General features: G+C 32.8%; 9 protein-coding genes. 6 read left to right on the top strand and 3 right to left on the bottom strand.

Annotated features, from left to right (window positions below; genetic code table 11):
* Positions 1–11: 11 nt before the first annotated feature.
* Complete coding sequence (locus GSY47_RS13590) at positions 12–1,748, bottom strand: thiamine pyrophosphate-dependent enzyme (RefSeq protein ID WP_179007362.1); 1,737 nt, start codon at positions 1,746–1,748, stop codon at positions 12–14.
* A 241-nt stretch (positions 1,749–1,989) separates the two neighbouring features.
* Positions 1,990–2,517 (bottom strand): hypothetical protein, encoded by a 528-nt coding sequence (locus tag GSY47_RS13585; protein ID WP_179007365.1) that lies wholly within the window; start codon positions 2,515–2,517, stop codon positions 1,990–1,992.
* Between the two features lie 232 nt (positions 2,518–2,749).
* Here GSY47_RS13585 and guaA point away from each other — a divergent pair, with 232 nt between their 5' ends.
* The 6 genes from guaA to GSY47_RS13555 all read left to right on the top strand — a co-directional run bounded on the left by guaA (position 2,750) and on the right by GSY47_RS13555 (position 11,911).
* Positions 2,750–4,279, top strand: coding sequence for a glutamine-hydrolyzing GMP synthase (gene guaA / locus GSY47_RS13580; RefSeq protein WP_179007369.1), 1,530 nt, complete (start codon positions 2,750–2,752; stop codon positions 4,277–4,279).
* Between the two features lie 63 nt (positions 4,280–4,342).
* A complete protein-coding gene (locus GSY47_RS13575) occupies positions 4,343–6,259 on the top strand; it encodes a LysM peptidoglycan-binding domain-containing protein (RefSeq protein ID WP_179007373.1) in 1,917 nt (638 codons plus the stop codon).
* Positions 6,260–6,352: 93 nt separating this feature from the next.
* Entirely contained in the window at positions 6,353–8,416 is a 2,064-nt protein-coding gene (locus GSY47_RS13570; RefSeq protein ID WP_179007377.1) for a PBP1 and LysM peptidoglycan-binding domain-containing protein, read from the top strand.
* Entirely contained in the window at positions 8,416–8,817 is a 402-nt protein-coding gene (locus GSY47_RS13565; RefSeq protein WP_179007380.1) for an OsmC family protein, read from the top strand. The genes GSY47_RS13570 and GSY47_RS13565 overlap by 1 nt, the downstream gene beginning before the upstream one ends.
* A gap of 530 nt (positions 8,818–9,347) precedes the next feature.
* The gene (locus GSY47_RS13560) at positions 9,348–11,195 is read left to right on the top strand and encodes a T9SS type A sorting domain-containing protein (RefSeq protein ID WP_179007383.1); all 1,848 of its coding nucleotides are present in this window, start codon (positions 9,348–9,350) and stop codon (positions 11,193–11,195) included.
* Between the two features lie 80 nt (positions 11,196–11,275).
* Positions 11,276–11,911 (top strand): carbohydrate-binding family 9-like protein, encoded by a 636-nt coding sequence (locus GSY47_RS13555; protein ID WP_179007386.1) that lies wholly within the window; start codon positions 11,276–11,278, stop codon positions 11,909–11,911.
* Between the two features lie 39 nt (positions 11,912–11,950).
* Here GSY47_RS13555 and GSY47_RS13550 read toward each other — a convergent pair whose 3' ends face one another.
* Positions 11,951–12,991: a LacI family DNA-binding transcriptional regulator gene (locus GSY47_RS13550; protein WP_179007389.1), complete on the bottom strand. Its 1,041-nt coding sequence runs from the start codon at positions 12,989–12,991 to the stop codon at positions 11,951–11,953.
* Between the last annotated feature and the right edge of the window lie 237 nt (positions 12,992–13,228).

Here is a 13,228-nt window from a genome sequence, read left to right as displayed (position 1 = left end):
TTTAATTAAGCTTAGATGCCTTCTTTTAAATGTTTGTAATTGGATTTAATGGTATCTAAAACTTCTTCCATTTTACCACCCAGCATTAATCTGGTCATTGATTTTGCCATGCCAATAACTTGTTCCCATTCTACTTTTGGAGGCATCGCCAGTGCATTCGGATTGGTAAAGATGTTTAATAAAACTGGCCCGTTATGACGAAAAGCATTCTCAATTGCTCCTTGAACTTCTTCAGGTTTGTGAACATTTATGCCCTGAAATCCCATCGCCTGAGCAATTAAACCAAAATCAGGATTTACCATATCCGTTTCGTTATCGGGTAAACCATTCACTTCCATTTCGAGTTTTACCATTCCTAAAGCACGATTATTAAAAACAATAATTTTGATAGGAATATTATATTGATGAATCGTTGCTAAATCGCCTAAGAGCATAGATAAACCTCCGTCACCGCACATTGCAATAACTTGTCTTTCTGGATGTGCTAAAGATGCGCCAATTGCCATTGGCATTGCATTAGCCATCGATCCGTGGTTAAAAGAACCTAACATTTTTCGCTTTCCAGTTCCTTTAATAAAACGCGCTCCCCAAACACAGGTCATTCCTGTATCTACAGTGAAAACCGCATCTTGAGAAGCCAATTTATCTATTAGATGAGCCACATATTCGGGTTGGATAGTGTCTTCTCCGCCATTGTCATTAATATAGGTATTCATGTTTTCTTTTACGCTGGCATATAATTTAAGCTGTGCTTGTAAAAAACTATCATCGGTTTTAGATTCTAAAAGAGGTAATAAGGCTTCAATCGTATCTGCAACATCGCCGCATAATCCCATGTAAAGGTTGGCTCTTCTTCCTAAACGTTCTGTACTGGTATCAATCTGAATAATTTTGTTGTCGGAAGGCATGAATTTATCATACGGAAAATCAGTTCCTAATAATAAAACCAAATGAGACTCGTGCATGCTGTGATATGCAGAAGGCTGACCCAGCAAACCAGTCATTCCTATTTCGTTAGGATTATCAGGCTGAATGCTCATTTTTCCTCTAAAAGAATATCCAACAGGAGCTTTGATATGATGTGATAATTGCACAACCTGATCGTGTGCTTTCTTCGCTCCAATACCACAGAATAAAGTTATTTTGGTACTTTCGTTGATTACTTTTGCTAATTGTTGCAATTCGTTGTTTGAAGGCCTAATGACAGGATTACAATGGAAATATTGTGTTGAAATATTGCTTTCAACCGCTTTTAATTGAGAAACATCTCCAGGCAAACCAATAACAGCAACGCCTTTTTTGCCTAAAGCATGTTGTATGGCTGTTTGTATAATACGAGGTGCTTGTTCGGCCGTCATAATCATTTGATTGTAGTGGCTGCAATCGTCGAAGAGTTTAATGGTATTGGTTTCCTGAAAATAATCCATTCCCATTTCGCCTGTATTAATCGTGGAAGCGATTGCTAATAAAGGAACATGAGAGCGATGTGCATCATACAATCCGTTTATTAAATGAATGTGGCCGGGACCGCAGCTTCCAGCGCAAACCGCAAAACCATCTAATTCGGCTTCGGCTGCTGCAGCATAAGCTCCAACCTCTTCATGCCGAACATGAATCCATTTTATCTTGCCACTCTTGCGAACTGCATCATTAAAATGATTTAAACTGTCGCCAGTGACCGCATAAACGCGTTTTACTCCAGCTTCTACCAACATGTCAACTAATTGTTCAGCAACTATTTTACTCATGATTATATTTTTAAAATTAATATTTCGATAGTATAAACATTGGCTTTGGTTTAGTTTACTTTCTTAATACTATATTTTAAATACATGTGGTTAGGATGTAAAAGTAATATTGGTATAGTTCTATAAATTTAAGGAAAAGATTTCTTTTTTAAAGATACAAAGTAACAAAGGTTCAAAGGCGCAAAGTTTTTTACTCTTTTTTGCCTTTGAACCTTTGTTGCTTTGTCACTTTGAACCTTTTTTAAAACGGATCTGCAGTAACTCTAAACTTCATGTCTGCTTTTACAGTAACATCTTTTGTTAAGGTTTCTTTTAAAGTTACCTGAGTTCTAATTTTGTAGCTGTCTGCTTTAATGTATTGATCTAATCTTTTATCTGTACAAATCAAATCGATTGAATTTGTAGAGACATTAATATTGTCTTGATAAGCCAATTCGATTTCATCCGAATTTGTTGTTGAAATAAAGATATGAACTGATTTTAAAAAAGTAAAAGTTTTATCTGATGGATCAGAAATAGATAATTTTAACGATCTGATTTTTACGTCTTTTACTAAACTTGCTTTTGTTTTGTTGTTCTCAAATTCAGCTGAAGAATTGGTTGTAACTTCCGGAGTGATTATTTCCGAAGGAAGATTGATTGGAGAAGTACTCTGGATTTTAATCGAAGTTGAATTAGAAATGTTGAAGCTTAACAAATCATCAACCGTGTTACACGAGCTTAAAAAAATTGACAAGAAAACTGTCAAGGCAATAAATTTTGATTTCATAGTTAAATTTAATTGGTTTTTTCGTTAGATACGAAATAAAGTGGTTTTTGGATTTTTTGCGAAGATACTAAGTCTCTAAGTTACTAAGATGCTAAGATTTTATTTTATTTAGTTTTGCTGTAAAAAGCTTAGAATCTTAGCTACTCAGCATCTTAGAATCTTCAGTGAAAAAAAATATTTTTTTTTCACTGCTCCGATTTTTGAATTTCGAATATAAAAAGTACTTTTGCGCATGCAACACAACGTACTTATTTTAGATTTCGGGTCGCAATATACTCAGCTTATTGCGCGTAGAGTTCGCGAATTAAATATATTCTGCGAAATTTTTCCTTACAATCACATTCCAAGTGATTTATCAAGTTATAAAGCCGTAATTTTAGGAGGAAGCCCTTTCTCTGTTAGAGGAGAAGATGCGCCACATCCTGATTTATCGCAAATTAGAGGTAAAATGCCTTTACTTGCTGTTTGTTACGGAGCACAATATTTAGCACACTTTAGTGGTGGAGAGGTTGCTGCTTCAAACACAAGAGAATACGGAAGAGCAAACTTGTCTTATATTAAAGAAGGTGAAACTTTTTTTGATGGAGTTTCAGAAAACAGCCAGGTTTGGATGAGCCATAGCGATAGTATCAAAGCGCTTCCAACAAATGCGGTAAAATTAGCAAGCACGCATGATGTAGAATATGCAGCTTACAAAATAGAAGGCGAAACTACTTATGCAATTCAATATCATCCAGAGGTTTACCATTCTACTGATGGGAAAAAGATGTTGGAAAACTTCTTAGTAAAAATTGCTGAAGTTCCTCAAAACTTTACTCCAAATGCTTTCGTTGATGAAATGGTAGCAGAATTAAAAGAAAAATTAGGAAACGATAAAGTAGTTCTTGGTTTATCTGGAGGAGTAGATTCTACTGTAGCGGCAGTTTTATTAAACAAAGCAATCGGACAAAATTTATATTGCATTTTCGTTAACAACGGGCTTTTACGTAAAAACGAATTCCAAAATGTATTAGACCAATACAAAGGAATGGGATTAAACGTAAAAGGTGTAGATGCTGGAGATCGTTTCCTTGGGGAATTAGCAGGAATTAGTGATCCAGAAACCAAACGTAAAACAATCGGCCGTGTATTTATCGAAGTTTTTGATGATGAATCACACTTATTAGAAGACGTAAAATGGTTAGCGCAAGGAACTATTTACCCAGACGTTATCGAGTCTGTTTCGGTAAAAGGACCATCTGCAACTATTAAGTCACACCACAACGTTGGTGGATTGCCAGATTATATGAAATTAAAAATTGTAGAACCGCTTAGAATGTTGTTTAAAGACGAAGTTCGCAGAGTTGGTGCTACATTAGGAATAGATCCTGAATTATTAGGAAGACACCCTTTCCCAGGACCAGGATTATCAATCAGAATTTTAGGTGATATTACACCAGAGAAAGTACAAATTTTGCAAGATGTTGATTCTGTATTTATCGAAGGATTAAAATCTTGGGGATTATACGATAAAGTTTGGCAGGCTGGAGCAATTTTGCTTCCTGTAAACTCCGTTGGTGTTATGGGGGATGAACGTACTTACGAAAAAGTAGTAGCGCTTAGAGCTGTAGAATCAACAGATGGAATGACTGCTGACTGGGTTCACTTACCTTACGATTTCTTGATGAAAGTATCAAACGACATTATCAACAAGGTAAAAGGCGTGAATCGTGTTGTTTACGATATTAGTTCAAAACCACCAGCAACAATTGAGTGGGAATAGTAGCATATTTTAAAATTAAGGTCTTACATTTGTAAGGCCTTAATTTTTTATAACCTACTATTTATGAGAGAACTTTTAATAATTTCTCTTGTCTTTATTTTGTCTTTTAACAAAATAATTGCGCAAGATTCAATTATCGAGCACAAGATTCAAAAAGGTGAAACCGCTTATTTTATTGCCCAAAAGTATAAGGTTTCTTTAGATGAGATTTACAAACTCAACCCCGAATCGCAAAATGGAATCAAGGATAATCAAGTTTTAAAGATTCCAGTTCATCCCTCCCAACAAATTAGTACAGAAAAGCAGCAAACTCATATTGTTGCACCAAAAGAAACACTGTTTGGTTTATCAAAACAATATCATGTTTCGGTAGAAGCTATTCAAAATGCCAATCAGGAAATTCTTGCCGGCGGACTTCAAATTGGTCAGGAATTAATTATTCCTCAAAATTCAGATCATTCCTCAAAACAAGAAAATGCTATTTCTTCCAAAACAACACATCAGGTTTTGGCAAAAGAATCTTTGTTCAGCATTGCCAGACAATATAATGTATCGGTTCAGGATTTAGAAAATCTTAATAAAGACATTTTAATTAATGGATTGCAGATCGGACAAACAATTTCAATTCCTAATAAAAGAAAGACGTTGGATGGAAGAGTTCGTGTCATCAATCAGGAAACTGTTTTTCATGTGGTTGAACCAAAGGAAACCAAATTTTCTATTGCAAAGAAATACGAGATTTCAATTGATCAGTTAGAATCACAAAATCCTGAGATCGTAAACGGATTAATTGTTGGAAATAAATTAGCCATTAATACGAAAGGAATTCAGCCAGCAAACGAAAGCGAAGAACTAATGTTGGCTTTGGCTGAAAAACAAGTTGTGGTTGAAAAAACAAAAGCCAAAACAGTTGAAATTGAAGATTTGAAAGACCGTTTGGTTGTTCAGAAAGAAATGAATCAGAAAATCATAAAGATTAATGATTTGAAAGTGAATCTGAACGATATGAATGGTTCTAAAGAAAACTCGGTCGAAAAACTGCGTCTGGTTTTAGAAGCTAATAAAAATGTACAGGATGTTTTAATGGCAAAATTAGATTCACTCGTTACTTCTATGAACAATGATTTGAAAGAATTAAAGCGAATGGATATTTTGAATGTAGACGAATCAAAAAGATTAGAAAAACAATCTTTTGAGGGCATTAATAAAACCAATGAATTGTCTTCTCAATTAAAAAAAGAATTGGCAGAAAATCGAAAAGCATATGCCGGTTTAATGAATAAAGTAGAGAAAATTGCGGTTGAAGAAAATCAGGAATACAAAAAGAAAATCCGCGAAAGCGAGAAAAAATCGAATACAGAACCTTTGCAGCAACGTTTATCTTTAGAAGAAATTAAACGATATAAAATAGAGCAGGAGAAAGGCGATGCGCAAAATCAGCTTTTAATTGCTAAAATTGATTCATTAGACAATCAGAAAAAAATTGAGGTAAAAAGACATATCAGCAAAGCTTCTTATTACAGTATGGAAGCCAGAAAATTTGATGATAAACTGGCTTTGATTAAACTGAAAAAATATCAGGACGAAGCGGTTAAAAAACAGAAACGGGATAACGCAGTTGAAAATTCAAAAACAATTTCATTGGAAGAAATGAGACAAGAATTGAAAGACAATCCGTTACGAACTGACAAAACAGTAAAAGTGGAAGTTTATGATAATCTTAGAGAAGTTTCGAATGGGTATTACTTAGTTTTGGGTATATTTACAGACGCAGTTGAGCGAGATAAGTTTATTATGAAACTCATTGATTCTGGCGATTTTAATGCTAGTTTCTTTTTTAATATTAACAGTCTTTCGTACTATGTTTACAGCGATAAATTCGAAAACATGGAAGAAGTACTTTATAAATGCAAGAAAAAAGAAGAAGATGAGTTATATAAAGAAATCGTAATTGCCAAAGCAGAAATCGATTTGAGATGATTTTTCAATGAAATAACAAACGGCTCGAATTTTGCTTTTAGATAAATCTGTGAGATATTTTAAATTAGAAATTAAATTGTTTTAAGCCATATTATGAAATACTATTTAACATTATTCTCCCTTGTATTCTTTATTAGTTCAAGTGCTTTTTCGCAGGAAAAAGTAGTGAAGTATAAAGTATCAAGCGGCGAAACGATTAATCAGATTGCCCAAAAATTTAAGGTTACGCCTTATGATATTTACAAACTTAACCCAGATGCCAGAACGGGTTTAAGTGCAAATACAGTGTTGTTAATTCCAACTGCGGCAGGAGAAGTGAAAAAAGAAGTTGCTGAAACCAAAACTGCGGTATCTTCTGGAAAAGATATTATTCATGAAGTGCAGCCTAAAGAAACATTTTATAGCATTGAGCACAAATACGGAATTTCGGATGAAGCTTTAAAAGCGGCAAATCCATTTTTAGAAAAAACAGGTGTTCAAATTGGACAAAAACTGGTAATTCCTGCTAAAGGATCTGCTCCAAAATCGACAGCAAAACCTGCAAAAGAAAAAGGTGCTGAAAAATATGTGTATCATGATGTACAGCCAAAAGAAACCAAATTTGGTATTGCAAAACAATATAATATTACGGTTGATGAATTGGAAAAACGCAATCCGGATATTGTAGCAAATTTACCTGTTGGTTACAGATTGACAATTAAAGGAACTGCTCCAAAAGCGGATAGTGCTGCGGCAGAAACAATAAAACCTGCTGAAAGTAAAAAGCCTGCTGAAACTTCTAAAAAGGCGGTAACTTATATGGATTATCAAGTGAAACCGAAAGAAACCTTGTACAGTTTATCACGTACTTTCCATTTGAGCCAAGATGAATTAACAGCACTTAATCCATCACTTTCTGAAGGTGTAAAGGAAGGAATGGTTTTGAAAGTTCCTACTGGATACTTAGCTCCAGTTGCGATTGTTGCAGCTCAGGTACCAGCCGAAACTTCAACTACTAAACCTGTAGAAAGTACAGGCGGTGGTATTAGAATTATCGATAAAGTAAAATCGACAGAAAATGAGAATGTAGAAATTGTAGAATTGACTAAAAAACGAGGTGTAAATGAGCGTAAAAAAGTAGTTTTATTGCTTCCGTTTAATTTAGCTAAAGTGCAAAGTGATACTTCTGGAACAGCTAACAGAATTAAAAATGATAAGTTCTTAAATATGACTTTGGATTTTTATTCCGGAGCTATGATGGCAATAGATTCTGCTAAAACGTTGAAACTGCCAATTGATGTTGCTATTTACGATTCACAGGAAACAAAAACAACTTCTAATGTTTCGGGTTTAATTAACAAACTTCAAGATGCAGATGCTGTTATTGGACCATTTTATCAGAGTAATGCAGAAGCAACAGCAAATTCACTTCGTTTATATAATGTTCCGGTAATTTCGCCATTGTCAAAAGATACTGCAAATCCCATTGATAATTTATACCAAACCATACCAGCTAACGATGTGATCAGAAATTCAGTTTTTGATTATATGCGTGCTAAAAATGGAAATATTGTAGCGGTAGTAGATAAGAAAAAAGAATCGGTTATCAATTATATTAAACAGAATCAAAAAGGAGTTGCATTTGCATCCCTGACTGAAACTGGAGGTTTGGATGTAGCGAATTTAAAAAGTCTTTTAATTCCAAACCGACTGAATTATGTTGTAATGGAAACAGGAAATACGGCAATGGTTAAAGCAACAATAAAAGCTTTGCTTGATTCTCAGAAAACCTGTCAGGTGCAACTTGTAATTTTGGAACCAAATAGCACATTAGATACAGATGAAATTAGTTTTGAGAATTTGGTAAAACTAAAATTAATGTACCCTTCTGTAACTCGCGAAAGCGACGAACAATCGGTTTTAGTTTATGAAAAACAATATCGACTGAAAAACAAAGCCAATCCAACGACTTACGCAACAAGAGGATTTGACGTAACATTTGATACGATGATGCGTTTGGTACAAGGAAAAACATTTCAGGAAACAGCTGATTTGATGACGACGCAGCAAGTAGATAATAAATTTCAATATTATAGAAAAGAAGATGGCGGACACGCTAACAAAGGGGTGTACATCTTATATTACGATAGTGACTTAACTTTAAAAGTAGCAAATTAATGACATCAAAAGTAACCTATTTAGGCGATTTAAGAACAAGTTCAATTCACGTGCAGTCAGGAAGCGAAATTATTTCTGATGCACCGTTAGATAACAATGGAAAAGGAGAAGCTTTTTCTCCAACAGATACTGTGGCAAATGCTTTAGCAAGCTGTATGATGACGATTATGGGAATTAAAGCCCGTGATTTAGAAGTTGATTTCGTAGGTTCAACTGCTGAAGTAACAAAGATTATGAATGCAGAACCAAGAAGAATTGGCGCAATCGAAATTGTTTTTAATATGAAAAGCGATGCCGATGAAAAGAGCAGGACAATTTTGGAGCGTGCAGCAATGACTTGTCCAGTATTTTTAAGCTTAAGCAGTGAAATCGAAAAGAAGATTAGTTTTAACTGGAATTAATTTTTAAATTCTAAAATTAGAAAAGGTACTTTTAGTACCTTTTTTTTTGGTTTAAACTTATTTTGTTTTAAATGTAAAATTGATCTTGTAATCTTCTTTTTAAAAGTTTTGAATTAGATTGTAATACATTAAAAAAGCTGTCTCTAAAATCTTCCTGTAAAATTATGTGTAGTATTTTTTTTATATGTGTTCAAGCACATTCATTTTTTTTGATTTCAATAGTATTTTGTGTATGAAAAATAGTATATAAATTTAAAAATATTATATTTTTTGTGCTCGAACACATTTTTTCTTGGTTTTTTATTGCAGGTTAAAAAACATTATTTACTTTAGTCAGAAATAAGCCAGTTTTTAGTTTGCTTTTTATATGAATAATGGTTTTTAAATCAACAATTTAACATTATTTGGAGTAATGTCGTATTTGATTTTGAAAAACATAAATAGCAATCAGCTTTCTTTATCGATATAGAAATATTGCAATATTTAACTATAGATTTTTTTTAAACTATTAATCCTAAAATGTCAAAATTATGAAAGTCAAGAAAATTACATTTATTATTTTATTTTGCTTTATACAAGGTTTTTCACAGACTTATGTCTCTACAACCGGAAATGATACAACGGGTACAGGTACTGCTGCTTTGCCATTTAAAACCATTTTAAAAGGAGTACAAGCAGCTCCGTCTGGAGGAACTGTATTGGTTCTTTCAGGAACTTATCCTGTAACAGGACCTATTTATGTTGGAAAACCATTAACAATTCAAAAAAGTGGTTCAGCTGCTGTAGTTCTCAACGCATCTGGCTGGACAAGTACAGATACTTATGTATTAGGGATTGTAAATACAAGTAATGTTACCATTGATGGATTAACGATATCAAATAAAATTGGTAACGGAAGTAAAGGAATTTGGATTCTTGCAAATTCAGGAGCTACAGCTAATCTAAACAATATTACAATCAAGAATTGTATTGTAAAAAATATTGGCTGGATCAGCAACAATTTATCAGCGATTCCTGCTAATAGCGGTATAGTAGCCAATGCCATAAAAGTTGATGGAGGAAATGCTACTTATGCTATTACCAATGTAAAAATTGAAAATAGTGAAATAAACAATTGTGCTACAGGCTGGGGAGAAGCGGTAACTTTAACTGGAAACGTAAATGGTTTTTCGGTTTTAGGAAATACGGTTTACGATATTGCTAATATCGGAATTGTAGCGGCAGGAAATTACACATCAACAGGAGCAGCGAGCAATAATCAGGCAAGAAATGGAATCATTGCTTCAAATGAAGTTTTTGATTGTATGAGTGCCGTAGCAAATAGTGCCGGTATTTATGTAGATGGTGCATTAAATGTTACCATAGAAAGAAATGAAGTTTATAATTGTGGTGTGGGACTTGCTATTGGAGCTGAACAAAATACGGCAACAGGAAACGGAGGTCAGTCTACAGGACATATTGTGAACAATAATTCAGTTTATAATAATGTCGTAACCGGAGCAATTTTTGGTGGTGTTATTGGCAGTGGTTACACAACAAGCGTTAGTGATACTAAAATCTTTAATAATACATTTTATAAAAATAGGACAGGTGCCACTATTAATGGTGTTACAACTATTGGAGGTACTGCCGTAAGTACGATTGCAGATATTTATGGAGGTGAAGTTCATTTTCAAAACAGTTCAGGAATTACTTTCAAAAATAATATCCTTTACGCGACAACTGGCAAAAAAGCATTTTTAGCATCTTATGGCTACACTATTTCAAACTTTGTTTCCAATTATAATTTGTATTACAGAGAAGAAAATACCGATTTTATAATCGATTTAACAGGAGTTAGTTTCAATGGTAGTTCAGCAACAGGATCTTATAACGCAGCACAATTTGCAACAGCTACAGGACAGGATGTAAGTTCAGTAGTTGGTCTTCCAGGATTTGTAAATGCTGCTATTTTTGATTTTTCATTAGTCTCAGGTGCTTTTGCCGCCGACAAAGGTGATCCAACATACAATGCAACTTATTCTGGTACATTAGATTTTGATGATAATAACCGTAAAAGAAATGGTCGTATTGATATTGGATGCTCAGAATTGCAAACTGGATCTACAGCTAGATCTGCAGCAAAAACAAAAGAAGAAACTACTTTTGCTGTTTTTCCTAATCCTGCTTCTGATATAATCACTATTAATTTTGGAAAAGATATTAAGGCAGCAACAATTTCTGTTTCAGATCTAAACGGTCAAGTACTTTTAAAAGAAGAATATAGTGAAATGAATACAGCAACAATCAATGTTTCTGATTTGAAAAAATCACAACTGGTTATTCTTCAAATTAATGCTGACAACGAAATCAGCAGTAATAAAATATATTTAAAATAATAAAAAATGCTTTTAGGGAGCAAAAGAGATTTTCTTATTTGCTCCCTTTTTTTATTTTTAAAATTCCTTACCTTTTTCGAATGAAAAATTACAATGTAAACCAAATTGAAAAAAACATTTTGCAAATAGATGGTTTTGGAAATAATCCAATTTGGAATAATGCTGCAGTTTTAACTGATTTTGTTTCTCCTTGGGATTCTATAACCCCTGATAAAATTGAACTGAGAGCTTTGTGGGATTTGGATCATATTTTCTTTTTATATAAAGTATATGATGGAGATATTCACATTGACAAAACAGATGATACTGTTGAAAGTATTGCAAAATCAGATAGAGTTGAAATCTTTTTTAGAAAAGATGATTTATTAAATCCTTATTATTGTTTAGAAATCGATCCTGAACCTAGAATATTAGATTTTATTGCTTATCCAGACAGGCAGTTTGATTATGATTGGAAATGGCCAGAAAAGCATCTAACAGCAAAATCAAATAAGCAAAAAGATTTTTTTACTGTTGAAATAGCCATAAGTATTGAATCTCTAAAAAATTTTAATTTAATAAAAGGAAATAAAATCGAAGCAGGGCTTTATAGAGCTAAATACATACAACAATCTAATTTAGATTACGAACCTGTTTGGATTTCATGGATAAATCCAAATACTGAAACACCAAATTTTCATATAGCAAGTTCTTTTGGTACTTTAACCTTAATGTAATTTATTTTATTTATGGTAAATAAAGTTAGATGCTAAAGATTATAAAAAGTAATCTTTAGCATTTTCAGTATTGATAATGTCAATTGGGAGTAGAATTTCAGAACTTATTTCTTTTTCAAAAATAAAATGCTCAATTAAATTTGTAGCTCCTAAATAAGCTTGTCTTTTTGGATTTTGATGAATTAAAAAATCAATAGTTTTGTTGTTTAAATATTCAAGATTGTTTTCTAATAAATCGTAACCAATTAGGGCAATTTTCTTTTCTGGCTTTTTGGCAATTATTTTCGCCACTTGATAAGCTTTTGAAGTAGTAACAAAAAGGCCTTCAATAGCTGGATTTTCATCTAAAAATTCTTTAAGGGTACTTTTAAACTGTGGATGTTTTACCTTAAAAGTTTTAATTTCAAAAGTCGCATTCTCCAAATTATTAAAATAGTCTCTAAAACCTTTCTCTTTTTCCTGCATGTGAATGGCATTCTCGTAATCTTCATCAATATGAACAATTGCAATTGTACCTTTTCTTAGTAATAAATCTAATAATCGTGCTGCAATTCTGCCGCTTTGAAATAAGTCTTGTCCAACAAAACTTCTAATGCTGCTGGATTTAAGCTGGTTATTAAAAATACTGGAAATAATGCCTTTTGAATTATAAATCTCTATGGCATCTATGGCCTCTTTATGAAATAATGGAACCAGTAATACAGCGTCTGGAGCAGTGCTGAGAACATTTTGATTGGTTTCTACAAAAGAAGAAGTACTGGTAGGATCAAAGAGAAAAATTTCAATTTTAACATTAAAAGATTTAAACTCTTTTTTAGCTTCATTTATACCATCAATACATGGCTGCCAATACGGATCGTTTGCAGAATCTGGAATAAGTACACAAATAGAGTAAATTTGTTTTTTCTTTAAACTTCTGGCCATTAAATTGGGTTGATAATCAATTTTATCCAGTACTTCATTTACCTTTTTTAAAGCGTCTTCAGATACTTTTCCTCTCTTGTGCAAAACACGGTCAACAGTTCCTTTTGAAACACCTGCAAGTTCTGCAATATCCTTAATTGTGTAAATTTTTTCCATATAAAACAAATATATGTAAAAATCGAATATTACAAAATATTAAATTTAATGTGTTCGATAACATTTTTTATGTGTTCGAGCACATTTTAACATATTTTTCTTTTTTTATAGGATATTAATATATATTTTAGCCAAATATTAATCAGATAGTCTATAAAATTAACTTAAAAAATAGCAGATTACTATATATTTTTCGATTTATAAAAGAAGTTTTCAAAACCACCTATAGGAAGATTC

This window comes from Flavobacterium quisquiliarum, from assembly GCF_019308285.1.
In the GTDB taxonomy this organism is placed as follows: domain Bacteria; phylum Bacteroidota; class Bacteroidia; order Flavobacteriales; family Flavobacteriaceae; genus Flavobacterium; species Flavobacterium quisquiliarum.
This window is presented reverse-complemented; position numbering and strand designations above follow the sequence as displayed.